The 23628-nt window shown below is 43.4% G+C and carries 28 protein-coding genes; 11 read left to right on the top strand and 17 right to left on the bottom strand.

Annotation, left to right across the window (positions count from 1 at the left end):
- Positions 1–21: 21 nt before the first annotated feature.
- Complete coding sequence (locus tag PI95_RS04815; protein ID WP_039744171.1) at positions 22–2166, bottom strand: cation:proton antiporter domain-containing protein; 2145 nt, start codon at positions 2164–2166, stop codon at positions 22–24.
- Positions 2167–2266: 100 nt separating this feature from the next.
- On the opposite strand from PI95_RS04815, the gene PI95_RS04820 reads away from it, so the two are divergent.
- On the top strand, positions 2267–2599 hold the full coding sequence (locus PI95_RS04820; RefSeq protein WP_163518618.1) for a hypothetical protein: 333 nt from the start codon (positions 2267–2269) through the stop codon (positions 2597–2599).
- Here PI95_RS04820 and PI95_RS04825 read toward each other — a convergent pair.
- The 5 genes from PI95_RS04825 to PI95_RS04845 form a co-directional block, all read right to left on the bottom strand.
- The gene (locus PI95_RS04825) at positions 2580–3236 is read right to left on the bottom strand and encodes an HAS-barrel domain-containing protein (RefSeq protein WP_039743728.1); all 657 of its coding nucleotides are present in this window, start codon (positions 3234–3236) and stop codon (positions 2580–2582) included. The two genes, PI95_RS04820 and PI95_RS04825, sit on opposite strands and share 20 nt — an antisense overlap.
- A gap of 88 nt (positions 3237–3324) precedes the next feature.
- Entirely contained in the window at positions 3325–3522 is a 198-nt protein-coding gene (locus PI95_RS04830) for an NAD(P)H dehydrogenase subunit NdhS (protein ID WP_039743729.1), read from the bottom strand.
- 208 nt (positions 3523–3730) lie between these two features.
- Positions 3731–5056, bottom strand: a complete 1326-nt coding sequence (rodA, locus tag PI95_RS04835) for a rod shape-determining protein RodA (RefSeq protein WP_039743732.1) — start codon at positions 5054–5056, stop codon at positions 3731–3733.
- A 100-nt stretch (positions 5057–5156) separates the two neighbouring features.
- Positions 5157–6227, bottom strand: coding sequence for an Mrp/NBP35 family ATP-binding protein (locus PI95_RS04840; protein ID WP_039743734.1), 1071 nt, complete (start codon positions 6225–6227; stop codon positions 5157–5159).
- A gap of 261 nt (positions 6228–6488) precedes the next feature.
- On the bottom strand, positions 6489–6974 hold the full coding sequence (locus PI95_RS04845; protein ID WP_039743737.1) for an SRPBCC family protein: 486 nt from the start codon (positions 6972–6974) through the stop codon (positions 6489–6491).
- Between the two features lie 46 nt (positions 6975–7020).
- Here PI95_RS04845 and PI95_RS36645 point away from each other — a divergent pair, with 46 nt between their 5' ends.
- The 3 genes from PI95_RS36645 to PI95_RS04855 all read left to right on the top strand — a co-directional run bounded on the left by PI95_RS36645 (position 7021) and on the right by PI95_RS04855 (position 9397).
- Positions 7021–7152 (top strand): hypothetical protein, encoded by a 132-nt coding sequence (locus PI95_RS36645; RefSeq protein ID WP_268896639.1) that lies wholly within the window; start codon positions 7021–7023, stop codon positions 7150–7152.
- Positions 7153–7561: 409 nt separating this feature from the next.
- Entirely contained in the window at positions 7562–8608 is a 1047-nt protein-coding gene (gene hemF / locus PI95_RS04850; protein ID WP_039743742.1) for an oxygen-dependent coproporphyrinogen oxidase, read from the top strand.
- Between the two features lie 420 nt (positions 8609–9028).
- Positions 9029–9397, top strand: a complete 369-nt coding sequence (locus tag PI95_RS04855; RefSeq protein ID WP_039743744.1) for an anti-sigma factor antagonist — start codon at positions 9029–9031, stop codon at positions 9395–9397.
- A 105-nt stretch (positions 9398–9502) separates the two neighbouring features.
- Here PI95_RS04855 and PI95_RS04860 read toward each other — a convergent pair whose 3' ends face one another.
- A complete protein-coding gene (locus PI95_RS04860; RefSeq protein WP_039743746.1) occupies positions 9503–10093 on the bottom strand; it encodes a chromophore lyase CpcT/CpeT in 591 nt (196 codons plus the stop codon).
- Positions 10094–10286: 193 nt separating this feature from the next.
- Between PI95_RS04860 and psb29 the strand changes: the two genes are divergently transcribed.
- A complete protein-coding gene (psb29, locus tag PI95_RS04865) occupies positions 10287–10994 on the top strand; it encodes a photosystem II biogenesis protein Psp29 (protein WP_039743748.1) in 708 nt (235 codons plus the stop codon).
- A 209-nt stretch (positions 10995–11203) separates the two neighbouring features.
- On the opposite strand, the gene PI95_RS04870 is transcribed toward psb29, so the two are convergent.
- From PI95_RS04870 to PI95_RS04880, 3 genes are read right to left on the bottom strand one after another with little or no spacing between them, the layout of a single operon-like run.
- Positions 11204–11368, bottom strand: a complete 165-nt coding sequence (locus PI95_RS04870; RefSeq protein WP_163518619.1) for a hypothetical protein — start codon at positions 11366–11368, stop codon at positions 11204–11206.
- Positions 11365–12063 (bottom strand): ExbD/TolR family protein, encoded by a 699-nt coding sequence (locus PI95_RS04875; RefSeq protein WP_039743750.1) that lies wholly within the window; start codon positions 12061–12063, stop codon positions 11365–11367. Before PI95_RS04875 ends, PI95_RS04870 begins: the two co-directional genes overlap by 4 nt.
- Before the next feature lie 33 nt (positions 12064–12096).
- Complete coding sequence (locus PI95_RS04880; RefSeq protein WP_039744173.1) at positions 12097–12885, bottom strand: MotA/TolQ/ExbB proton channel family protein; 789 nt, start codon at positions 12883–12885, stop codon at positions 12097–12099.
- A 216-nt stretch (positions 12886–13101) separates the two neighbouring features.
- Here PI95_RS04880 and PI95_RS04885 point away from each other — a divergent pair, with 216 nt between their 5' ends.
- Entirely contained in the window at positions 13102–13416 is a 315-nt protein-coding gene (locus tag PI95_RS04885) for a YkvA family protein (RefSeq protein WP_039743752.1), read from the top strand.
- Positions 13417–13578: 162 nt separating this feature from the next.
- Positions 13579–14397: a sugar phosphate nucleotidyltransferase gene (locus tag PI95_RS04890; RefSeq protein ID WP_039743755.1), complete on the top strand. Its 819-nt coding sequence runs from the start codon at positions 13579–13581 to the stop codon at positions 14395–14397.
- Between the two features lie 32 nt (positions 14398–14429).
- Here the strand turns inward: PI95_RS04890 and PI95_RS04895 are convergent, their stop codons facing one another.
- The 6 genes from PI95_RS04895 to glpX all read right to left on the bottom strand — a co-directional run bounded on the left by PI95_RS04895 (position 14430) and on the right by glpX (position 21390).
- Positions 14430–15014 carry a DUF2087 domain-containing protein gene (locus PI95_RS04895; protein WP_039743756.1) on the bottom strand — a complete coding sequence of 195 codons (585 nt, stop codon included), beginning with the start codon at positions 15012–15014 and terminating at the stop codon, positions 14430–14432.
- Between the two features lie 163 nt (positions 15015–15177).
- Complete coding sequence (locus PI95_RS04900; RefSeq protein ID WP_039743759.1) at positions 15178–15765, bottom strand: DUF2087 domain-containing protein; 588 nt, start codon at positions 15763–15765, stop codon at positions 15178–15180.
- A 53-nt stretch (positions 15766–15818) separates the two neighbouring features.
- Positions 15819–18818 carry a UPF0182 family protein gene (locus PI95_RS04905; RefSeq protein WP_039743762.1) on the bottom strand — a complete coding sequence of 1000 codons (3000 nt, stop codon included), beginning with the start codon at positions 18816–18818 and terminating at the stop codon, positions 15819–15821.
- 61 nt (positions 18819–18879) lie between these two features.
- Complete coding sequence (locus PI95_RS04910) at positions 18880–20166, bottom strand: glutamyl-tRNA reductase (RefSeq protein WP_039743764.1); 1287 nt, start codon at positions 20164–20166, stop codon at positions 18880–18882.
- Positions 20167–20169: 3 nt separating this feature from the next.
- The gene (locus tag PI95_RS04915) at positions 20170–20307 is read right to left on the bottom strand and encodes an alpha/beta hydrolase (RefSeq protein ID WP_163518620.1); all 138 of its coding nucleotides are present in this window, start codon (positions 20305–20307) and stop codon (positions 20170–20172) included.
- 45 nt (positions 20308–20352) lie between these two features.
- Positions 20353–21390 carry a class II fructose-bisphosphatase gene (gene glpX, locus PI95_RS04920; RefSeq protein WP_039743766.1) on the bottom strand — a complete coding sequence of 346 codons (1038 nt, stop codon included), beginning with the start codon at positions 21388–21390 and terminating at the stop codon, positions 20353–20355.
- A 127-nt stretch (positions 21391–21517) separates the two neighbouring features.
- Here glpX and PI95_RS04925 point away from each other — a divergent pair, with 127 nt between their 5' ends.
- The 3 genes from PI95_RS04925 (at position 21518) to grxC (ending at position 22892) form a co-directional block, all read left to right on the top strand.
- Positions 21518–21670, top strand: coding sequence for a hypothetical protein (locus PI95_RS04925; protein ID WP_163518621.1), 153 nt, complete (start codon positions 21518–21520; stop codon positions 21668–21670).
- A 129-nt stretch (positions 21671–21799) separates the two neighbouring features.
- Entirely contained in the window at positions 21800–22492 is a 693-nt protein-coding gene (locus PI95_RS04930; protein WP_039743767.1) for an SAM-dependent methyltransferase, read from the top strand.
- Positions 22493–22577: 85 nt separating this feature from the next.
- Positions 22578–22892, top strand: a complete 315-nt coding sequence (grxC, locus tag PI95_RS04935; protein WP_039743769.1) for a glutaredoxin 3 — start codon at positions 22578–22580, stop codon at positions 22890–22892.
- Here grxC and PI95_RS35585 read toward each other — a convergent pair.
- Positions 22873–23022: an alpha/beta hydrolase gene (locus tag PI95_RS35585; RefSeq protein ID WP_236116935.1), complete on the bottom strand. Its 150-nt coding sequence runs from the start codon at positions 23020–23022 to the stop codon at positions 22873–22875. The two genes, grxC and PI95_RS35585, sit on opposite strands and share 20 nt — an antisense overlap.
- A gap of 72 nt (positions 23023–23094) precedes the next feature.
- Here PI95_RS35585 and PI95_RS04940 point away from each other — a divergent pair, with 72 nt between their 5' ends.
- Positions 23095–23580 carry a nucleoside deaminase gene (locus PI95_RS04940; protein ID WP_163518622.1) on the top strand — a complete coding sequence of 162 codons (486 nt, stop codon included), beginning with the start codon at positions 23095–23097 and terminating at the stop codon, positions 23578–23580.
- Positions 23581–23628: the final 48 nt, after the last annotated feature.

Genomic DNA, 23628 nt, shown 5'->3' on the forward strand with positions numbered 1-23628 from the left:
CCCTTTCCCCTTTCCCCCTCCTCAAATTACCACGTTACCAATTACCGCTGTAGTATTGGAAACTGCTGTAGGCAAAGCTACTGTGGGATTGCGTTCTGGTTCGCCAAGCATGACGATAGAGCAGGTGAGTTGTCTGGCTAACTGGGTAGTGACATCACTAATGGCTAATCCACCGGGACTTGTGCGATTGCGTATAAAAGGTAACACTACTAAATCATATAATCGCGCTGCCTGCAAAATTGCTTGGGCAGCGTTTTCATGGGCAATGATTTGAACTTCTGGGGGATTGGGCAAAGCTAATTTAGATACTAATAAGCCAAGTTGCGATCGCCTAGAAGCGATTTTACTGGAACTAGTGCGGCGATCGCATACATTCAAGACGGTAACTTGCGCTTGATTTGCTTGTGCTAAGGCGTAAGCAAATTGAACGGGGTGCAATGATGGTGTTATCAGGTTTTCTACGGGCACTAAAATTCGCTGAATTTTTCGAGGTGATTCTACTAAACGTGTCACCGCTACCGGACAATGAGATGCCCAGAGAACGCTGTCAATCACATTACCAAATAAACGCGCTCTCAGCCCAGTCCGTTTGCCCCAACCCATAACAATTAAATTAGCTTTTTGTTCGCGAGCAGCTCTGCTGATACCTTGACCAAAAGCATCATCAATTCGCAGTAATGGTTCTGCTTCTACGCTCAATACTTGACTTTGAGCGGTGGCTTTGGAAAGTAAGCGTTCACTGCGTTGCAGAGAAACTTCTAACTGCGGCGCATCCATGTGAGCCGCCGCAGTAGCGATCGCTAATGGTATAATTTTGCCATTTTCCTGACGTGCTAATAATGCCGCCATTTCAATCAAATATTGCTGAGTTTGCGGATTGTAAATAGGTACGACTATAGTAAAATTACTGTGCTTTTTCTCTTTATTTTGATACGGCGGTGTTGTAGTTGCGTGCTGCTCAACAGATGATGAAGCCAAACCAGCAGCAAGGCGATTGGTAATCAACGGTCCTACGGTTGATGTCACCAGCATTAAGCTAACAACACTATTTAATACCCATATCGGTAACAACTCCGCCCGATATCCCACTAATGTTGCCGCTAATGTCGCACCCACTTGGGGTAAACTCAGCGACCACATCATTAACATTTCCTGCCAGTTATAGCGGTAAACTAGTTTCGCTAAAAAAGCCGCGAGAAATTTGCACAACAATAAACCAATTACAATAAATAGGGTTAGCTTCAGCGTGCTAAAGTTGTTGGCAGCTGGCAAATTAATTAATGAGCCAAGGTGAACAAAGAAAATAGGAATGAACAGCACGCTACCAACAAACATTACCTTTTCTTTGACTGGTCCAGAAGCGAGGACACCATTTACCGCCAAACCTGCTAAAAAGGCTCCAACGATTTTTTCTACTCCGATTAATTGAGCACCGACAGCGGCAAGAAATATGCAAAGCAATACAAATAAAAACTGGTTTCCCTCATCGTCTCCAGATCGCCGAAAAAATTCTTTACCCGCCCAATCAAAGCCGACTAATACGACGATTAAGTAAATAATTAAGGAATTAAATAAAGTTATTAGCCCCCAATAGCTGAATTGTTTAGCATGAACGGCTATACACAGAGATAACACCAGCAGTGCGCCGATGTTAGTAAAAATAGTGGCTCCAATGGTGACGCTGATAGCTTGATTTTTGACTATTCCCAGGCGATTGATAAGCGGATATGCCAACAAAGTGTAGGAAGCAAACATTGAGCCAATTAAGAGAGAAGCATTGCCGCTAAAACCAAAAATCTGCCCGATTAAGGTTCCGAAGGCTAGGGGGATAAAAAAGGTGAAGCTAGCAAATCCAAAAGAACGACTTTTCTGACGGCGGAATTGTTCTAAGTCAACTTCTAACCCTGCTATAAACATCAAGTAGACTATCCCGATATCTGATAGCAAATTGATAGTTGGCGAATCAGGCTGGAATACATTCCAACCTGATGGACCAAGTACTACCCCCGAAAAAACCAAACCTACTAATCCGGGTAGTCTTAGCCGCTCAAATAGAATCGGTACGACTAAGATAACCACTAATAAAATGGCAAAAGAAACAATTGGTTCGTTGCCGAGAACTTGGTTTGTCGGTTCTAATGCAAGAACTAGGGACTGGAGTTCCATAGGTAGGACTTGTTCTTTGCGATGGTGAAGCGACAATTGCCCCAAGGCAATTGTTCGCTGTGAAAATAAATCAATCATCCACCCTGGAGAAAATGAAAAAGTGAGAAAATTTGACCAAAAGAAGCAGGGGGCAGGGGGCAGGGGGCAGGGGGCAGGGGGCAGGAGGATTTTGCCTGCTCGTCTTCCTTGTCTCCACGCCAGTCGCTACAACGTTCGTGACCTCCCTTCTCCTTCACCAGACGCTCCGCGAACGGGTTCGCCAGAGCCGGCACTCTTGGAAACCAGGAGCGCAGCGCTGGTCTCACCGCAACGCGCTGGCTCCCCCTCTTCCCATCTCCCCATCCCCATCTCTCCATCCCCCCCTCTCCCTGCCCCCTGCCTCTTTGTTGAGGCGATCGCATATGCGATCCTACCTATGGGTGGATTTGGCTGAGGATAAATCGCAAGCGATCGTAATCGTCTTTGAGCAGCACACTTAAGGTTCTACCGGCTTTGATTAACCATTGTCGATCGGCTTTGCGTAACTGGTACACTTCTCTAATCGCCGCTGCGGTTAATGAGTCTACTGGCGCACCGTTTACAAAAAGTAATGTCCGCAAAAAATCTAGCTCTTCGGTGAATTTAACGATCGCTTCTGGTTCGCATCGATAAACAGCTTGATGAATTTGTGGCGGACGCGGTGGTAGATACTGATACACCCGATTGTTAGAACTTATGCTGCCAGATGGCTGTTCAAATCCGACGATCGCCGCCCGAAATTCTGTTTTCAGCATGGCGAATATCTGGGGTTGTTCCTCTCGCAAATCCTGCAACGACAACCCTAAAGCTCTTGCCCTGTGTACGGAATCTATGGGCATTGTTGTCGCATAATACACCAAAGCGTAAACTTGATTGCCGGATTCTTCATCCACAGAACAAACCCAGCTACCGAATGGTGGCATGGGTGGGAAGCTCAAATCTTCAGGTTCCAGACACTGTGCCAAAAATTCGGTAGTAGTAGTTTCGATCACCTCCGCAATGTGGTTGGGGTGGCGATCGCCTGTGACAAACTGTGGTAAAGGAAGGCGCATAAGAGTTATGAGTTATGAGTTATGAGTTATGAGTTATGAGTTATGAGTTCTCTTAACTCCTCACTCCTAACTCCTAACTAATGTGCGTTTATTTCGCTTTTTTCCGTCCGGCAGTGGTTTCTACAAGATCCAATTCGCTGAGACGAAAGGTGATTAACTTATCCCAGTTACCACCTTCAAACAGTACGGCTACCTTGCCATCACTCACCCGTTGCACGAGTCCCTCAAAGCGATAATAAGTATCTGCGGGATTCTTAACACGAACAGTCGCTCCTGGCAGGATCATGATTTTAACCTCGCTTGTTTCCTATTAATAGCTTAATAGTTGTTGGTTGTTGGTGGATGGTTGTTGGTGGGCATTGGGCATAGGTTTGGCTGTGCGTTGCGGAGGTCACGAACGTTGTAGCACCTGCCGTCATTGGGCATTGGGCATTTCCCCTTTTCCCCTCTTCAAATTCCCACTAACCACTAACCACTAACCACCAACCTCCTAACTAATATCTCTGCCTCTGTTGTCGAAAATTCGCTACTGATTCTACTAGTCCCAAGGCGATGAAGTTGCTCAACATGGCAGAACGACCATAACTCATCCAAGGTAGGGGAATCCCTGCCACTGGTGCTAAACCAACCGTCATGCCTACGTTAACAATCACCTGAAAGACGATCATCGACAAAACGCCAATAGCCAACAACGAGCCAAAATTATCTTTGGCGGTTTGAGCAATATGTAATAATCGCAGACAAACAAAGCATAAGACAACCAGCAACAGCAAACAACCAATCAAACCGAATTCTTCGCCCACAGCAGAAAATATAAAGTCTGTATGCTGTTCGGGAACGAAATTTAGTTGAGTCATCGGACCCTTATTTAATCCCCATCCCGAAATTCCCCCTGCACCAATGGCAATCCGAGATTGAATCAGGTGATATCCTGTTCCGAGGGGGTCGGCATCGGGATTGAGAAATGAGGTGATCCGACCTTTTTGATAATCTTTCAATACATGGTTCCAAACAAAGACTCCTATTTCGCCGCCTAGCATGTTCAGAACCCATGCACTGATGCCGCTGATACCAAATCGACGCCAGGGGAGAGTCAAAAAGCCTAGTACACCCATAGCGACTGACCAAATTAATCCTAAAGGTCCCAAAGATAGTTGGTCAAACAAAACTATCGGCGCTGAAAGGGGCCAAGGTGTACTAAACAAAATTGCAGCGACGATGGGAGAAATCATCAATATTAACCAGCCTGGGTTAGCATTTGCCCAGTACAACATTCCTAAAACGATCGCTCCAAATACCAGTGATGTTGCCAAATCAGGTTGTATAAATACTAATGCCCAAGGAATGGCGGTAATTGCCAAAGCGCGGAAAACATTATCTATTTGAGAAGCGCTGCGCTTGTGTAACAAAGCCGCCAGAGTGATAATTAAGCCTATTTTCGCAAATTCTGAGGGCTGCACGGGAATGCCAGCGATACTAACCCACCGTTGTGCTCCTTTGGCACTTTGACCAGCTACCATGACGGCGATTAAGCTGATATTGGTTATTGTATAAGTTATCCAGTGCCACTGAATCAGATTTTCGTAGCGGATGCGGGCAAGGATCAGGGCTATTACGGTACCAATGCCACCCATCAGCCAGTGCCACCACCAGTCAGTGAGTCCTTGGTTCAATTCGGTACTTTTGATCATAATGCCACCAAATAGAGTGATGGCGATTGGTAAGCTAAGTAGCAGCCAGTCTGTTTGCTGCCAGGGTTTGACCCATTGCTGCCAGCGAATTTTTGGCACAGACTTTTTGGACGACCTTTTTAACAACATTGTGTGATTTTAGACTTTAGGTTTTAGATTTTAAATTTAGTCAGCATTTTAAATCTGTATTCCCCGGTTGCGGATGGGGAACCAGATAAAAATTAAAATTCTATGTTAGGGCAGCAACTGATACTTTGCCAGCGATGGTGAGGGCGATCGCATACAATGCTTTTGCACTAGCTGAATCTGGTTCCCCAACAACTATCGGCACACCGCTATCACCGCCAACTCGCGTAGAAATCTCTAAGGGCACGCACCCCAGCAACGGTACACCCAACTCCGCAGCAGTTTTCTCACCACCACCAGAACCAAAAATGTCATATTGCTTATCCGGCATATCTGGGGGTATAAAATAACTCATATTTTCCACTATCCCCAAAACTGGTACGTTCATCTGCTGAAACATCCGCAAGCCTTTACGAGAATCTAACAAAGCTACGTTTTGCGGTGTGGTGACAATTACTGCCCCCGCCATTGGTACTGCTTGTGTCAAAGTTAACTGAGCATCCCCCGTACCCGGTGGCATATCCACAATCAAATAATCGAGTTCTCCCCATTGCACTTGATAGAGAAATTGACGAATCACTCCATTCAGCATTGGTCCGCGCCAAATCACCGGCTGATCTCGGTCAATTAAAAAGCCCATTGAAACTAACTTGACACCGTGATTAAAAGCAGGTTCCAGGATTTCGCCTTTTTCGCCAGGACGGACAGTAATTTGGGCATCACTCAGCCCTAACATCGTGGGGTCATTGGGACCGTAAATATCGGCATCAAGTAAGCCGACTTTTGCCCCGGTTTGTGCTAATGCTACCGCCACATTCACAGCTACCGTACTTTTACCTACACCACCTTTGCCGCTAGAAACGGCGATAATGTTTTTTACACCACTAATGCCAGTGCGATCGGGTAAGCTTTTTTGCTGAGGTGTTTCTGCTGTGACTTCTACAGCTACATCTGTAACATTTGGTAGTTTTTTTACCGCTCTGCGGCAATCATCAACGATAAATTCACGTAGAGGACAGGCGGGTGTCGTTAATACTAAAGTGAAGCTTACTTTGCCGCCGTCAATTTTGACGTTGCGAATCATGTTGAGTTCTACCAGACTTTTGCGAAGTTCTGGATCTTCCACCGGTCGCAGCACATTTAGAACCGACTGAGCATCGAGGACATCATACATCGTGTTTTCACCCTTGCCGCTGTAATAAATCTTTGCAAATAGTTTTTACGATCTACTTGCATCTTAACTTTATGAAGGTATTGTTAGTTGATGCTTGGAGCGTTGGAGCGTTGTTATTTGTTAGTTGTTATTTGTTAGTTGTTAGTTGTTATTTGTTAGTTGTTTTAACCCTACCCATTCCCCATTCCCCATTCCCCATTCCCCATTCCCCATTCCCCATTACCCATTCCCCATTCCCCATTCCCCATTCCCCATTCCCCACTAACTTCCTGCTGGCAATCCTGCCTTTTCTACAGCATCAACTAAAGCGCGGGCTACGCGATCGCTATAAGGACGAGAAAACGACCAAATCAAAGGCGATAACCAACCGCGTAGGGTTACAGAATAAGACAAACAAGTGCCACAAACTGTGGACTCTAGTTGATAAGTCACTCGTTCTTCTACACCAGGAATCGCTAACACGCGGATAGTTAGCAGTTCTCTGGGATTGACGCGCTCGACAAAAATACGGATAGGAATTGGCGACAAGCGTGTTACCGCTTGAAAAATCAATCCGGGTTTGGGTACTAATCCGTAGGGAACATTGGTACTCTTCAGCATTGGATGCCAGGAAACGTCTGCTAAATCTACTACCTTTTGCCATAGTTCGTCTGGTGAAGCAGAACTAATTTCTCGATACGTTCGCACCAAAGAAGCACAAACCCGACGCCGTTTGCGGTGGATAAATTTGGACAACCAAGCTTGCATTTTTATAATCCTCTTCCTGGCTACACATCTGGTTGGGGCATTGGGCATGGGGCATGGGGCATTGGGCATGGGGCAATGGGCAATGGGAATAGGGAATAAAAAGAAGCTAGATGTATTTCACAAAGAAACAATGGGCAATTGTTTAATGGGCAATGGGCAATTGTTTAATGGGCAATAGGAGATTTTTTCCATGCCCCATGCCCCATGCCCCATGCCCCATGCCCAATTACCCATTACCCATTACCCATTCCCCATGCCCCATGCCCAATGCCCCTTTATATGTTTATTTTTTTGTACGCCCTATGCCCCTACACGCAATCTCAAAGTAATATCTTTTAATTGCAACTTGGTATCACACTTAAATGTTCACATAAATTAGGCATAAAAAACTTAGTCAATATAAAAGCTATACGCATTTGAGGGACAATATATTTAGTTATGCCCGCGTTTGGTGGGTGAATGCTTGACTGTAACGCTCTTAAGTTGGGCGATTTGAGTCGGTTTTTTTGGCGCGTATTGCCTGCAAATGTTTAAGTTGAGAGATTTGTTGCTTTTTAGAAATTGTAATTTAGGTTGCTGAATTTATTATGTTGACCAACTCGCTTCATCGCCAAACCGAATCATCTAAGTCTTTACCGCCAGCTGACGCTAAGGCTAGGGTGAGTCAGTTTATGAAACAGTTGCAGGACAAAATTGCTCAAACCCTGGAAGACGTGGATGGTGTGGGTAAGTTCCAACAAGATAGTTGGGAACGTCCAGAAGGAGGTGGAGGGCGATCGCGTGTTATGCGTGAGGGTGCAATCTTTGAACAAGCTGGCGTCGGTTTTTCTGAAGTTTGGGGAGAACACCTACCACCCTCTATTTTAACCCAACGCCCAGACGCAGAAGGACACCGCTGGTATGCTACGGGTACTTCAATGGTACTACATCCTCGTAACCCTTACGTGCCAACTGTTCACCTCAATTATCGCTACTTTGAAGCAGGTCCGGTGTGGTGGTTTGGTGGCGGTGCGGATTTAACTCCTTATTACCCGTTTGCTGAAGATGCAGCACATTTTCATCAAACTATCAAAGGAGCATGTGATAAGCATCACTCCGAGTATTATCAAGTGTTTAAGCGCTGGTGTGATGAATATTTCTACCTGAAGCATCGCGGGGAAACGCGGGGTGTAGGTGGTCTATTTTTTGATTACCAACATGGTGAAGGTGAATTATATCGCGGTCCCCATCCAGATGGTGAAGCGGCTATTTACAGCAATCAGCTAGGTGCGCCAGAACCACGCAGTTGGGAAGATTTATTTACTTTTGTGCAAGAATGTGGTAATGCATTTTTACCATCTTACGTGCCAATTGTTGAACGGCGACATAATACAGAATATGGCGATCGCCAACGCAATTTTCAACTTTATCGTCGGGGTCGATATGTAGAATTTAACTTGGTTTATGACCGAGGCACTATTTTTGGTCTGCAAACCAACGGACGCACCGAATCTATTCTCATGTCTTTACCCCCCCTAGTGCGCTGGGAATACGGCTATCAGCCAGAACCTAATTCCCCCGAAGCTGAGTTATATGAAACCTTTCTTAAACCTCAAGATTGGGCAAACTGGACACCAAACCACAGTGCTGAGTAGAGAGGCACGGAGGCACGGAGGCACGGAGGCACGGAGGCACGGAGGCACGGAGGCACGGAGTTAGTTGTTAGGAGTTATGAGAATTCTCCTCATCTTCACCATTCCCCATTCCCCACTCCCCACTCCCTACTTTCTACTTCCGACTCCCGACTCCCCGTTCAGCACTCTTTTGGTGAGTTAAACTACTAAAAGAAAGCACTTAGCAAAAAAAAGTGACAGTTTTGGCTGTTGCTTGTTAATCTCAAGCATAAGCATTGGACGTTTTTTTCAATTGGTGAGCCAACTATTTCACTATCAGCTTCTAAACTGTGTATCAGTAGCAAAGTGATAAAGATTACTTTTAAAAAATCTTTTGGCTCACTAGTCCAACGCTAAATACAGCCGATGTCAATTTGACAGCAGCGCCAAGGGGAGGCGAGCGTGATTCATATAGATCAAAAAACTTATACAACTCAAGATGGCAATATCGTTATTGTCTTAACTCCATCCGGTCGCCTAGATATTACCACAGCTTGGCAATTTCGCTTGAAGTTACAGGAATGTATCTCCAAACTGAGTCGCCATGTAGTTGTCAATCTCGGAGGAGTGAATTTTATTGATAGTTCTGGTTTGACATCTTTAGTCGCGGGGATGCGTGATGCTGATAAAGTAAAAGGTAGTTTCCGCATCTGTAATGTACATCCAGAAGCAAAACTGGTGTTTGAAGTGACGATGATGGATACAGTGTTTGAAATCTTTGAAACTGAAGAGGAAGCTTTAGAAGGTGTACCTCGCAGCATCGCAAGCTAAAAAAGAAGTTAGAAGTTAAGAGTGATCTTAAAAAAGTTAAGAGTTAAAAGTGAGGAGTGAGGAGTTAATTAAATAACTCATAACTCCTAACTCCTAACTCATAACTCATAATTGATTTTGCTTGGTGTAGCGATAGGGACCCATAATCGCTCCCCAAGTCGCTTTTCCTTCCGGATCAATTCCTTTGTCGTAGCTATAAAATTCGTCTTTAGTGGCTTCAAACCCTAAGGATACTTGAATGGTATTGCCACTATAAGTAAAGCAACAGCGAGTGTCTGGCGGTGCAGTCGCTGTAAATTTGTAGCAATTGGGACTTATTTCTTGCTGCGTAACAGAAACGATGCAGCCTGGTAGTAAATTTAATTGGTCTGGTGTCAGGGTATTAAGTAAAGCGGGGTTTTGACCAGCGCATTTTAAGGCGTCTGGATCTTTAGGCATATAATATTGGACTTGGATAGCATCAGCGTCACCTTTTTGCTGTAAGCGCATAATTCGCTGACGGTAAGGCTGATCTAATTTAAGAACATTGGCTTGTTCAGCAAACAGGGTAAAACTGTCTTCTGAAAATAAAGCAACAGGTCTTTGCCACATTCGTAAGTGAACATACCAAGCTGGATCGGCTAAAGCTTGAGCGCGATTATCAAATTCACCAGCCAAATATTCAGCTAAGGCAGTTAATTGTGGCGAGAAGCTCATATTAATGCACAATTATGACGTATCATAATTTTTGCATAGTTTTGTCCAGCTGAGGATTCCTAACTCTTGTGGTGTGTTAAAAAATAATTGTCAAGGAGCGCAAATCAAGCAGCCAATACGCATGTAAACCTCAACTTGGCAAAGTTGCCGTGAAGCGAGAGAATAAAGATACGTCGCCCAAAAGATTTTCTTTGTGAATAACGTCCGTACTGTCTCTGATACAAAGCGAACATTCTATAACCGCCACACGCGCCCGATAAATACTATTTATCGTCGAGTGGTGGAAGAACTGATGGTAGAAATGCATCTGCTGTCAGTAAATGCCGATTTTAGCTACAATCCAATTTATGCCTTGGGTGTCGTCACTACATTCGACCGCTTCATGCAAGGCTATCTGCCAGAACAAGATAAAGAGTCAATTTTTAATGCCCTGTGTCAGGCTATAGAGGAAGATCCGCAACGTTATAAGCAAGATGCACACCGTTTGCAGGCTTTAGCGCAAAGCTTACCATCAAAAGATTTAATTGGGTGGTTAAGCCAAACGACTCCTACGGATCGAGATGCTGACTTAGCTGAACAACTCCTAGGGATCGCTAACAATCCTAATTTTAAATATAGCCGTTTGTTTGCGATCGGTTTATTTTCTTTATTAGAACTGTCAGATCCAGAATTAGTCAAAGATGAAAAACAGCGCACTGAAGCACTGAAAAGCGTTGCTAGTGGCTTACATTTATCTGATGACAAACTCACTAAAGATTTGGATCTATACCGTTCTAATCTAGATAAAATGGCGCAAGCATTAGTAGTTATGGCAGATATGCTTTCAGCCGATCGCAAAAAACGCGAACAACGTTTACAGCAATCAACAACTAAAGTTACTCCTCCATCTATCAACGAATAATTAGGAGTTAAGAGTTAGGAGTTAAAAGTGATGAGTTATGAGTCATGAGTTATGAGTTAAAAGTTATTAAGAATTCCCAACTCCTAATTCTTAACTTTTAACTCCTAACTTTTAACTTTATACCCCTAATAGAAAGATATTTGAATCTTAAGTAGTTATTTGTAAGTTAGCAGGAATTTTTTGCCAAGCAAGATTAATTCTGTATCTCTTTAGGTTTTGGGAGATGAGGGAGATGGGGAGAGTTCTTGAGAGGGGGGGAAAGAAGAATTAGTCTCCTTGTCCCCTTGTCCCCCTTGTCCACGCCAGTCGCTACAACGGAGGAGACCTCCGCAACGCGCTGGCTCCCCTTGTCCCCTTCCAACAACCCATCTCACCTTTTAGCAGGTGTGGGATTTGCTTGTTTTGCGGGCGCTTGGGGGGCTGGCACTTGGGGGAAAACCGGAGAAACGCCACTGGGGGCAGGATTAAGCCCTTGCCCAGGTAAAGGCTGAACAGGCGCGTTTGGGGGTAAATTGAAATTCGGGTTGGTTTGTGGATTAATCGGAGCAACTGGTGCGGTATTTGGTACAGGTGCTGCACCGGGATTAACACCGAAAGGAGGGATAACAGGTGGTGATGATGTGGGTGGTGATGAGAAAGTAGGTTGAACTACAAAAGAGATTTGAGTACCCCCCTGTTGTCTCCATAAATCTACCATCTCCATAACATCGTTATAAGCCGTTGACTTAGTAACTTTCAACGCCAAAATACCATTAGGATTTTGCTTGAGATAATTTTTGTAATTCTCTGCTAATTGCTCTCGTTTTATCGGTTGTCCATCTAGGGAAGTTTGACCGATCGCATCGATACCCAAAGTTAATATCTGCCCTTGAGACTGTAGTTGTGCATTTGAAGTATTAGATAGTGGTGTACCTGTTTTAGCTTCGGGCAAATTAATATTAATCGCTTCTTGTCGAGTAAATTGCAAAGCCGCCAAAATAAAAAATGTCAGGATACAAAAAACGACATCAATTAAGGGAATGATTTGAATTTGGACTTCTTCAACTGGAGTATGCAGGTTAACTTTCATCGTCTTATTTTCACGCCTTACTTGAATTATTGACTATTGCTCTGGATCTGATGAATGTGAATCAGATTCGGTTGGTGGAGATTCTGGAGGAACTTGCGAAAACTTGTTTCTACCTCTTTTGCGGGGTGCAGAGAACTTTTGGGGTGAAGAATCTCGCTCTCGACCGGGTGGCAGCGCCAATTCTTGTGGATTATTGCTAAAATCCGGCGGTGACTGCCGATAAAGCAATTCCATATCATTCCCTGCCTTGCGAAATACTTTCACTTGGTTGACGAGAAAACTTTGAAATAAACGATAAAATACCAAACTAACGATCGCCACAATTAGCCCTGCTGCCGTACTAATTAGAGATTCCCCAATACCAGTAGTCACCCCAGCTGTAGATGCGGTTCCCAAATCGCCAATCCGAATAGATCGCAAAGCCTGGATCAAACCCAAAACCGTACCCAACAATCCTAATAATGGCGCGAGGGCAATCACAGCTTCTAAAAGTTTTTCCCCCCGACGCATTCCTGCTAATTCATCTTCTGCGCTTGCTTCCAGCGCCAGTCGAAACGTTTCCGTGTCGGTTTTGGGCAAGTTTAAGGGCGCAAAAAGAAAGCGTCCTATAGGCTGAGATGTCGCAAGTCTTGCAATATCTCTAGCTGTTACCCAATTTTCACGGGCTGCATCTAACACGCGATCAACTATTTCCTTTTCTTGCGTTAAAATTCTTAACCAAAACCACAAACGCTCGAAAATCACGCTTAAAGACAGAACCGACAGGGCAAGCAAGGGCCACATCGCAGGTCCGCCCTTTTCTATCAAATCTAAAATATCCACTATTTTCGGTTTCCTCCATTTATTCTGCGTGCAACTATCCCAAAGCATTTTCATTTTAGAGATTAATGCACCACAGCCAAGACTTGTGTTAACTATCACTTGATAGAATTTAGCGTTGCTTGAGAGTAGGTCTTCACTCACTAATTAGGGCGGTTATTCCCACAGGAAGTTTAGGGCATAATTTGCCAAAATTAAAGTTAACTGGAGGTCTAAAACATGAACTTCTCAATTCAAGCAGTTTACAGTTGGTATCGTAATTTACTTCGCAACCCCAAATACCGCTGGTGGGTTATTTTAGGAACGCTGCTTTATTTTGTTAGCCCCTTTGATGTCATCCCAGATTTCTTTCCAATTGTCGGAGAACTTGATGATGTTTTCCTTTTAACACTACTAGTTACGGAAATGTCCCAAGTAGTGATTGAAGGTTTTAAAGCCCGTAAGGGTGATGTAGATACCACAGCTGCCAATACTGCTGAGGCTTCTACCTCTAACGCCGACACTATTGATGTTGATGCTGTCTCTGTCAAGTAGTTACTGCTTAGAAATAAAACTTAATCTGCCCCCCTTTCCCTCTGTTCACAATTTCCCTTCGTGAGTAGAGGGATATTCGTAGTAAGCGATTTATCGCTTTAAAAGAAAGCGCTGAAGCGCTTACTACGTAAAAAATTCTAAAAATATTAATTTGAATTACTTATGAATAATAGCGATCGCTCAAAAAAGCCCCATATCATTGGATTGTTACCGGCAGGTGGACACGCAACACGGATTTCACCTTTACCAGTAAGTAAAGAATTATATCCGATTGGCTTTCGGTGTGTAGGTGATGAATTCAACTTACGACCAAAAGTAGTTTGTCACTATCTGCTAGAAAAAATGCAGCTAGCAGGAATTGATAAGGCTTATTTTATATTGCGATCGGGTAAATGGGACATTCCCGCCTATTTTGGCGATGGTGAGATGCTTTCGATGAATTTGGGCTATTTAATTATGAATTTGCCTTTTGGTGTCCCCTTCACTTTAGATCAAGCTTATCCGTTTGTCGGTGATGCGTTGGTAGCTTTGGGTTTTCCTGATATTCTCTTTCAGCCGGAAGATGCTTTTAAATTAATTATTGCACGCCAACAGGCAAGTGATGCCGATGTGGTTTTGGGATTATTCCCCACAGATAAACCGCAAAAAGCTGGTATGGTTGACTTCGATGATACAGGTAGAGTCCGTTTAATTATCGAAAAACCTCCGCAGTCAAATTTGCAATATATGTGGGGTATTGCTGTTTGGAAATCAACTTTTACAGAGTTTTTACATCAATATTTGATTACTCTCAAAGCTAAAAGCAACTTATCACAGCTACCAGAAATACCTATTGGCGATGTAATTCAGGCTGCTATTCAACAAGGTTTCCACGTAGAAGCCGAAGCATTTCCCGATGGTACTTATTTAGATATTGGCACACCTGATGATTTAGTGCGAGCAGTGCGCCAATTTACGGCTTTTAACAATAATTTATCGTAGAGACGTTCCGGTGGAACGTCTCTACTTTGTTTTCATAATCCAAGCTGACGCCAATAAATTCCATTTTCTCGCTGCATCAACTGATGGCAAATCAATTCTCGTCGTAAGGTAGCGCAGTCGGGGTGATAGCGTTTGAGAATTTCATTTACCTTCGATTCTGGGTAGTTGACTTTTATTTCAAAGTTGTTTGCTAACCACTTGAGAATGACTAAGCGTTTTTTGCGACTTGCAGGAATTTCTTTTAGACGTGGGTGGGAGTTGGTGCGATCGCTCGATATATAATTTTTCAAGACTTTGTTTGACCACACTTGAGATTCCTCATCCTCAACCACAGAAGTTATCTCAACAGATGTGAAAATCTCCTTACTGAAGCTTTGCAAAATTTCGCTATCAAGTTTGTATAACTGAGTATTACCTGAGGAGCGCATTTTTACTAAGTTCAGTTCGTTTAATTTCGTTAAATGATGGGATATCGTTGGTTCTTTGAGATGCAGTAGCAACGCTAATTCTTCCACACTGCACTCCTGATTAGCCAAAATACCCACAATCTTCAATCTACTATCGTCCGCCAACGCTTTGAAAAAGCGCAGCAAAATGGGAAATGATTCTTTTTGCATTTTCAATCTCTAATTAGATATTAATCTAATTAGAAGTATATCTAATCAGGTTAGACTTTGCCAAGATTTACGCAAAACACCTCTCGCTCCTCTCATTCCTCCGTGTCCTCCGCGTTCTCTGCGGTTCGTTATTCGTTGACTCGTGCGTAAATCCTGTAAATATTTACGGCGACAAGCGCCAGTAAACAGAATTTTCTCGCTGCATCAACTGATAGCCAATGAACTCTCGGCGTAACGTAGCGCAGTCAGGATGGTAGCGCTTGAGAATTTCATTCACCTCTGGTTCTGAATATTTGACTCCCATTTCAAATTTGCTTACCAACCACTTGAGAATTACTAAGCGCTTTTTACGGCTTGCAGGAATTTCTTTCAGACGATGCACAGATTCATTGCTAAAAACATCACCCTCTAGATAGGTTTTTAGTACTTTGTTTGACCACGCTTCATTATCAACATCCTCAACTAAGGATGCTATTTTCTCTGGTGTGAAAATTTCCTTACTAATGCTTTGTAAAGCCTCGCTATCTAACTGATACAAATGGCTGTTACCCTCAGAGCGCATAGTTACCAAATTGAGTTGCTTGAGTTTCGCTAAATGATGCGAGACAGTCGGTTCTTTAAGTTGCAATAGCGCTGCTAATTCTTCAACGCTACATTCCTGATTTGCCAAAATACCCAAAATCTTCAATCGGCTTTCGTCTGCTAAAGCTTTGAAAAATTGTAGTAATGTCTGAAATTGTTCTTTTTTCATAATTGGGATTTGTAGTAAGCGATTTATCGCTTATTTAAGCGCTGAAGCGCTTACTACGAATTACTCACAGGACGGACGATCGCAGGTGTATTTGGAGTCTTCGACTGGAAAACGGCATCTATTGCCTTTTGTAAAGTTTCTGCCATGACGATGCGGTTTTGGTAAACTACAATTACCCTGACTAAAGTTGGCAGGCTATTTTGTTCAGCTTCCAAATACAGAGGTTCAACATACAGAAGAGATTGCTCAATCGGAATTACTAACAAATTACCCTGAATCGCTCGCGAACCGGCGCGATTCCACAAAGAAATCTGCTGGGAAATCACCGGATCTTGGTTAATCAAAGCTTCTATTTGTTCCTGTCCATAAATGAGTTGCTGTTTGGGAAACTCATAAAGCAGCAGTTTACCGTATTCTTCTTGATCGGAACGTGCAGCCAACCAAGCGATTAAGTTAGCGCGTTGAGTTGGTGTAAATGGAAGCAGCAAAATAAACTCTTCTGTGGCAGCGGTTGGCAGCTTCATAATTAGATAATAAGGCTGCACCGGACGCGGTTCGTTTCCATAAATCTCGGTAGGAATCTGCCACAAATCTTCGCGGTTGTAAAATACCTGTGGATCAATCATGTGATAAGCTAGCAAGCGTTCAGATTGAATGCTGAACAAATCCACCGGATAGCGGATATGACTTTTGAGAGCATCTGGCATCACATCCAAAGGTTTTAACAGGTTGGGAAAAATAGCCGCGAAAGTGTTGATAATTGGGTCTTGTGGATCGGCAACGTAGAAGTTAATAGTGCCATTGTAGGCATCAATGACGACTTTTACAGAGTTGCGGATGTAGTTAAATTTATTTTTTCCTGGGTCAGAATAAGGATAGCGATCGCTTGTAGTGTAAGCGTCCAAAATCCAGTAAAGATAAGTTTTTTCGCTTTTGCTATTAGTTCCACCCGCATCTGCTGCAACTAAATAAGGATCGCTATCGTAACGTAAAAAAGGAGCGATCGCTTTAACCCTTTCTAAAATATTCCGCCGAAATAGCAACTTCGTTTTTGTCTGAAAATTTCGTGTTAGCAGCATTTGCCAATCTTTTAGATACTCAGCAAACAACAACCGTCGCCATTTAGCACCAATCGCTATTCCACCGCCTCCATCATACACGTTATACACATTCTCGCTGCCGCTGGGATAGTCCAACTCTCGATTGGTTGTCCCTGTCATTACATAAGTGTTAGTATTTTCACCATAATAAATTCGCGGTTCCCCAATCGGAATACTTGCCCGAATTGCTTCATTTGATATCTGCAAAGAACCTTTACCGCGATCAACTCCAATATCCTTAACGTAATAATCGGGTAAGCCGCCAGAAACTACAGTATTCACCGGACTAAGTGTAAACCCGTAACCATGAGTATACACTAAATGTTTGTTTACCCAAGTCTGCGCCTGCTGCGGAACCGCCGTATAATCTAGTTCCCGCGCCGCAATAATCGTCTGTTGCTTCTCTGTCAAAGCTTGAGCATTCAGGTTTCCACCTTCCCCTTGTCCCCCTGTCCCCCCCTCTCCCTCTCCCCCCCTCTCCCCCTCCTTCTTCAGGGTATAACGGTCAATATCAGCACCTGGGAACTTGTAATAAGGTCGAATTTGTTGTAATTGACGGTTGGTTTCTAATAATGGACGTGTATCCCACAAACGAATATTGCGAATCGTCTGGTCATTTTCTTGCAAAATCCCCGCTGTTAGTTCACCTTTAGGGTCAAAGGTTTGCGCTTCAATCTTATTTAAATTAAATGCCTGTCGGGTATGTTCAATAGTGCGCTGAATGTATGGACGTTCGCGGGCGAGTTCATTCGGTTGAACGATGAAGCGTTGAACTGCCGAAGGTAATATTTTACCAGAAATTGCCGCTATTATTAAATAAATTCCTAAAGCATAAATTAGTTGGCGCGGATAGGGAACTGATTTGAAGCTGGTTTTTTTTGCTTTGGACAAAATTATTACTCGCAATAGCAGGTAAATGGCGATCGCCACTGCTAAAAAACTCAACCAGGTGTAAATTGGTAACTGTATATTGACAGCGGTGTAACTAGCACCGTAGTTGACACCATCAGTAGAATATAAAAGGTGGTAGCGCTGCAAGTAATAATGAAAAGCGATCGCTAACATCAGTAAGCTAGTTAAAGCGTTTAAATGTAGTCGCTGCGATACAGAAAAGCCTTTAAATCTACCTTCACTCAGACTATTTCCTGATAGCAGATAAATTAACGCCACTGATGCTATGCTGTATAAAAATATTCCTAAAAACCAAGATGCTAACAAGTCCCAAATAGGTAGAGAGAAGACATAAAAGTTAATATCTTTGTGAAATAGTGGCTCAGTTTCTTGAAAACTGACTTTATGGAAATACTGTAAAAATTTATCCCAGCGTGCAGAAAGCAGGAAACCGAAAAGTAAACTGATGAGTAATGCGATCGCGCTTAAGCAAAACTGGTAATTACTCAAAATCAAAATTGTTAACCCCAGCAGCAATATAAGTGCTGAGTTTTGAGTGCCGAGTTTTGAGTAAAAAGAACTCAGTAGAGACTTTTCTAAAAAATGCCAAAAGTTCAGGGTTTCCTGACAATAGTAAATCAAAATCAATCCCACCAGCGCACTCAGTCCTAGCACCACCGGTAGGAGAAAACGCAAACTCAGTTTGGGGGGAGTGGGGAGTGGGGAGTGGGGAGTGGGGAGTGGGGAGTGGGGAGTGGGGAAGCGTGGTGTTAGGAGTGAGGAGTTAGGAGTTAGGAGTTCTCCCCCTTGTCCCCCTTGTCCCCCTTGTCCCCCTGTCCCCCCCCCTCCTCGATTGGCTATAGCCAAGTTAAACTGCAAAAAACCTGCGGAAGTGAAAAAAGCGATCGCGCATAACCCCAGTTGCGTCAATAAGCGCAACCAGAATACTTGTAAATATCCAACTTCATCAAACCAAAGAATTTCTGCTGCTAGGTGTGAGGCTAAATCAAATAACAGCCACAAACCCAGCAGCAGTAAAAATACTCGAAAAGTACGTTTCATCAAATTGCTGATTTTGGATTCATTTCTATTTAAAATTTTCCATCCAAAATCTCAAATCGGTTTAACTAAACTGCTCACCTGCATCTAAATTAAACAACATTTGCAGAGTTTGCATACAACGGCGTCTGGCGTCAACATCTTGTTGAGCGCGTAACTGCACCATCGGGTCGTGTAAAATTTTATTAACAATTCCTCGTGTTAGAGCCTCGATGATTTCTTGATGTTTGTCGCCGAATTCTGAACCCAATCGCGATAAAGCTTTTTCTAATTCTTGTTCGCGAATGGTTTCGATTTTATTCCGCAGACAGCTGATGGTTGTGACAGTTTCTAAACTGCGCCACCAAATATCAAAAGCTTCCACTTCTTCGTCTAGTAAACCCTCTGCCTCCTGCGCCATCTTGCGACGGCTTTCGTAGTTTTGCGCCACCACCGCCTTCAAATCATCCACATTGAAGGCTTGTACGTTTTCCACCTCATTCACGTCCGCATGGACGTTACGAGGTACGGAAATATCAAATAACATTAAAGGTTGGTTCGGCGCTAAAACCATTTCTAATTTAGCGCGGTCAAGTATCGGCTCTGTCGCAGAAGTACTTGTAAACACTAAATCACTTTCGGCAATCACTGATATCATTGCCGACATTGGATGAGTTTGAATATTTTGGTCGGGATACTGCCGCGCTAGTTCTGCGGCACGTTCGATAGAGCGATTTAAAATGCAAATTTTCGCAGCACCTTTTGATATCAAGTGTTGCACAAGTAACCGCGACATTTTGCCAGCACCGAGAATTGCTACTCGACAAGCCGCTAAATTTTGCACTTTCATTTGTGCTAGTTCTACAGCCGCTGAACTGATAGAGACTGCACCAGTACCAATACTAGTTTCAGTGCGAACCCGCTTGCCTGCTGTCAGCGCTTGTTTAAATAATCGATTCAAAATTGTTTTAATACCGTTGTATTGCTGTCCCAGTTTGTGAGTATGCTTTACCTGAGCCAGAATTTGCCCTTCTCCCAGTACCAGACTATCTAAACCTGCTGACACCCGCATCAGATGCATCACCGCATCTTGGTGCAGCAACATAAACAAGTGTTGTCGCAGAGATGCAGCAGGCAACTTGCTGTATTCAGAAAGAAACTGAGTAACTTCTCGAATACCCTGTTCGGTTTCTGGGGTAACGATGTAAATTTCTAGGCGGTTACAAGTGCTGAGGATTGCGACTTCTTGAATATGAGGATAGCTAGCTAAGTGAGCGATCGCGCTTTCAGTTTGTGGTTCTGGAATACTCAGCTTTTCCCGGACTTCTACTGGGGCTGTCTTATGGCTTAACCCCACCACTGCTATATGCATATGTTAAATCGTAATTGCTAAATCGGGATTGGGAATTGGGAATTGGGAATTGAGAATTGGGCATTGGTAATTGGGAATTGGTAATTGCGAATTGGTAATAGGTAATTGCGAATTGGTAATAATTCTTTCCCCATTACCCATTACCCATTACCTATTACCCATTCCCCATTCCCCATTCCCCATTATCTAGTGCAGTTGCACAACCTTAGAATCGCCAGACATGTGAATCGTATCCACAAAACGAGCAGTTTTTGACTGGTTGGAAATAACTAGGCTTTGAGTTCTTGCCCCGCCGTGGAAGAAGCGAACACCTTGCATTAAGTTACCACTTGTGATACCGCAAGCAGCGAACAGCACAGTTTCACCAGATGCCAGTTCATGAGCATCGTAGACTTTATCGATGTCAGTGATATTCATAGAATTCAACCGCTCGATGTTAGCTTGTTTGCTTTCACCAATCAAACCTGTTTTCACTACTTCTGGATCGTAGATCAATTGACCTTGAAAGTGTCCACCCATAGCACGCATTGCAGCGGCGGATATTACACCTTCAGGAGCCGCGCCAATACCCATTAGACAATGAATGTTAGTGCCGGCAAAACCACAGGATACCGCTGCACCCACGTCACCATCGGAAATTAGTTGCACTCTCGCGCCGGCATCGCGGATTTCTTTAATCAAATCGTTGTGGCGTTCGCGCTTCATGACTACTACCACAAGTTCTTCAATAGAGCGGTCTAGACACTCGGAGAGAATCTTCAGATTTTCCGTTGCTGACTTGTTGATGTCTACTTTGCCCTTTGCGGCTGGAGGTGCTGCTAGTTTCTTCATGTAGAAGTCAGGCGCAGCAAATAATCCACCTTTTTGGGAAATTGCCAAGACAGCCATCGAACCGGGTTGTCCGTAAGCTACCAAGTTAGTACCTTCGCAGGGGTCAACGGCGATATCAATTTCTACTAATTCATCTGGGTTACAGAAGTCTTTGGCATCTTCACGAGAGCAGATACCTACTTCTTCGCCGATGTACAGCATTGGGGCATCATCGCGTTCGCCTTCGCCGATAACGATGCGACCGCGCATGTAAATTTTGTTCATCCGTTCCCGCATGGCTTCTACAGCCACTTGGTCAGCGGTGTTTTTTTCGCCCTTGCCCATCCAGCGTGCCGAGGCGATCGCCGCTTGTTCAACAACTTCAATAATTTCTAAACCAAGTGTATTTTCCACAGACTTTGCGTAGTTTTATCAATGATTTCAGTTTTCAAGTCTACCAAAGGGCGGATACACCTGGAAAATAGTCTTGACTTGCTTCTGTGTTAAGTTTTGCTGCTAACTGTTTTTATACCTGTCATAATTGGCACTTGGGGCTACTTATCTTTTGGGTGTTGGTGACATCAGCAATTGGCGATCGCCAATTTCTGTTACTAAGTATTTTTGTGAAATCGAAAACCGCTTTATAAATATCAAAGCTGCACATTCACAAATTTACAAGCGAGATAACATTTAATCACAAATATTTATATTACGTATGATTTTAAGTATAGTAAGAGCGAAATCTTTCTTGATTTACTGATAATCTTATCAGTAATGAATTTTGAAATCATAAAATCATTTTTATCAAGAGGTAAAAACACCCGTGGGTTTAAAACTTGAAAAAGTCGTCCCTTGGGGACGTTCGATGACGGAATATGTCAGAATGTTTCACCTGAAAGGTTCTGACCTCAACTTAAAAATTATTGATTGTGCTGGAGGTCCTGCCAGCTTCAACGCCGAAATGAATAGTCAAGGATATCAAGTAGTTTCTTGCGATCCAATTTATCAGTTCTCCGTCAGCGAGATTGCTAAACGCATTCAACAGACCTATTCGTTGATTATGAATGGAATTGAGAACAATCAACACAACTACCTTTGGATAGAAATTGAATCTCCCGCAAAGTTAGGCGAGATTCGCATGGCTGCAATGCATCAGTTTTTAGAAGATTTTCCCACCGGACTGGAGGAAAAACGCTATTTAACCGATGGTTTGCCTGTGTTACCATTTCAGGCAAATCAGTTTGAATTGGCGTTGTGTTCTCATTTTTTGTTTACCTATTCTGACCTATTTTCCGCAGAATTTCATATAGAGGCGATCGCCGAAATGTGTCGAGTCGCCAAAGAAGCCAGAATTTTCCCTCTATTAAACATCTCCGGAGAACCCTCCCCTTTACTACATCCAGTGCTGAGTGAATTACAAAAGCAAGGATATGTAGTTGAAATCAAGCAAGTACCTTATGAATTTCAACGTGGTGGAAATCTACTTTTGCGCGTTTGTCAAGCAAAACGCGATTAGTAATTAGCGGCTTTTTCTGCAAATATTTTTTCACTCTTCTAATAGTTAAGCTAGAAAAAATTACCAAAATCCATAAAACCAAAATATGCTGAACTTTCTCAACCCCCTTTTAGGTCGCCACCCAGAACGAGTTAAGGCAAACGTGGAAATTTACACTTGGCAAACTTGCCCTTATTGCATCCGTGCCAAGATGCTGCTGTGGTGGAAAGGTGTCAACTTCACCGAATACAAAATCGACGGTGACGAAGCAGCCAGAGCGAAAATGGCTGAACGTGCCAACGGACGCCGTAGCGTACCGCAGATTTTCATCAATAACCAGCACATTGGCGGTTGTGATGACATTTATCAGCTAGATACCCAAGGTCAACTTGACTCTCTTCTCACCCAAGTAACTGTTTAAGGATTGGGCAATTGCTAATTGGGAATTGAGAATTGGTAATAGGTAATTGGGAATTGGGAATTGAGAATTGGTAATAGGTAATTGGGAATTGGGAATTGAGAATTGGTAATAATTCTTTTCTCTTACCCATTACCCATTACCCATTCCCCATTACCCATTACCCATTACCCATTCCCCATTCCCAATCCCTTTAAATAAGAATATGTTAACTAAATACTCAGAATATCTTATACATAGACAATGGATGACTCATGCCCTAGAATTTGCACAAGCTGCAGGTAATGCGGGAGAAGTTCCCGTAGGCGCTGTTATAATTGATTCATTTGGCAATTTTATTGCAGGGGGTGAAAATCGAAAAGAACGCGACAAAGACCCCACAGCTCATGCAGAAATTATCGCCATTAGGTCAGCTGCAAAAATCTTGCAAAGCTGGCGTCTCAACGAATGCACTCTCTACGTAACTTTAGAACCTTGCCCGATGTGTGCCGGTGCTATTGTGCAAGCACGTTTAGGACTTCTTGTCTATAGCGTGGACGATCCAAAAACTGGCTCAATCCGTACCGTTGCCAACATACCTGATAGCGCCGCTTCTAATCACCGCTTGCGTGTAATCGCAGGCATTGAAGAATTTAAGAGTCGTCAACAGTTGCAAACCTGGTTTGAAGTGCGCCGAAGTAGCAAAATCTAACGGACAGAGGTAAAACTGTCCGGTAGGTGTGACACAAATCAAAAAAGA

It is taken from the genome of Hassallia byssoidea VB512170 (genome assembly GCF_000817785.2).
GTDB classification, from domain to species: Bacteria; Cyanobacteriota; Cyanobacteriia; order Cyanobacteriales; family Nostocaceae; genus Hassallia; species Hassallia carrinoi.

Excerpts from the sequence above, each read along its gene's own strand:
- PI95_RS04825 (WP_039743728.1), bottom strand. The coding sequence starts at position 3,236 with ATGCGCCTTCCTTTACCACAGTTTGTCACAGGCGATCGCCACCCCAAC.
- PI95_RS04840 (WP_039743734.1), bottom strand. The coding sequence starts at position 6,227 with ATGTATGATGTCCTCGATGCTCAGTCGGTTCTAAATGTGCTGCGACCG.
- PI95_RS04885 (WP_039743752.1), top strand. The coding sequence starts at position 13,102 with ATGAACTTCTCAATTCAAGCAGTTTACAGTTGGTATCGTAATTTACTT.
- PI95_RS04845 (WP_039743737.1), bottom strand. The coding sequence starts at position 6,974 with ATGCAAGCTTGGTTGTCCAAATTTATCCACCGCAAACGGCGTCGGGTT.
- PI95_RS04910 (WP_039743764.1), bottom strand. The coding sequence starts at position 20,166 with ATGCATATAGCAGTGGTGGGGTTAAGCCATAAGACAGCCCCAGTAGAA.
- PI95_RS04905 (WP_039743762.1), bottom strand. The coding sequence starts at position 18,818 with ATGAAACGTACTTTTCGAGTATTTTTACTGCTGCTGGGTTTGTGGCTG.
- PI95_RS04940 (WP_163518622.1), top strand. The coding sequence starts at position 23,095 with ATGTTAACTAAATACTCAGAATATCTTATACATAGACAATGGATGACT.
- PI95_RS04900 (WP_039743759.1), bottom strand. The coding sequence starts at position 15,765 with ATGAAAAAAGAACAATTTCAGACATTACTACAATTTTTCAAAGCTTTA.
- PI95_RS04815 (WP_039744171.1), bottom strand. The coding sequence starts at position 2,166 with ATGGAACTCCAGTCCCTAGTTCTTGCATTAGAACCGACAAACCAAGTT.
- PI95_RS04830 (WP_039743729.1), bottom strand. The coding sequence starts at position 3,522 with ATGATCCTGCCAGGAGCGACTGTTCGTGTTAAGAATCCCGCAGATACT.
- PI95_RS36645 (WP_268896639.1), top strand. The coding sequence starts at position 7,021 with ATGGGGCATGGGGCATTGGGCATGGGGCAATGGGCAATGGGAATAGGG.
- PI95_RS04875 (WP_039743750.1), bottom strand. The coding sequence starts at position 12,063 with ATGAAAGTTAACCTGCATACTCCAGTTGAAGAAGTCCAAATTCAAATC.
- rodA (WP_039743732.1), bottom strand. The coding sequence starts at position 5,056 with ATGTTGTTAAAAAGGTCGTCCAAAAAGTCTGTGCCAAAAATTCGCTGG.
- PI95_RS04890 (WP_039743755.1), top strand. The coding sequence starts at position 13,579 with ATGAATAATAGCGATCGCTCAAAAAAGCCCCATATCATTGGATTGTTA.
- PI95_RS35585 (WP_236116935.1), bottom strand. The coding sequence starts at position 23,022 with ATGGGTAAGAGAAAAGAATTATTACCAATTCTCAATTCCCAATTCCCA.
- grxC (WP_039743769.1), top strand. The coding sequence starts at position 22,578 with ATGCTGAACTTTCTCAACCCCCTTTTAGGTCGCCACCCAGAACGAGTT.
- PI95_RS04895 (WP_039743756.1), bottom strand. The coding sequence starts at position 15,014 with ATGCAAAAAGAATCATTTCCCATTTTGCTGCGCTTTTTCAAAGCGTTG.
- hemF (WP_039743742.1), top strand. The coding sequence starts at position 7,562 with ATGTTGACCAACTCGCTTCATCGCCAAACCGAATCATCTAAGTCTTTA.
- PI95_RS04915 (WP_163518620.1), bottom strand. The coding sequence starts at position 20,307 with ATGGGTAATGGGGAAAGAATTATTACCAATTCGCAATTACCTATTACC.
- PI95_RS04860 (WP_039743746.1), bottom strand. The coding sequence starts at position 10,093 with ATGAGCTTCTCGCCACAATTAACTGCCTTAGCTGAATATTTGGCTGGT.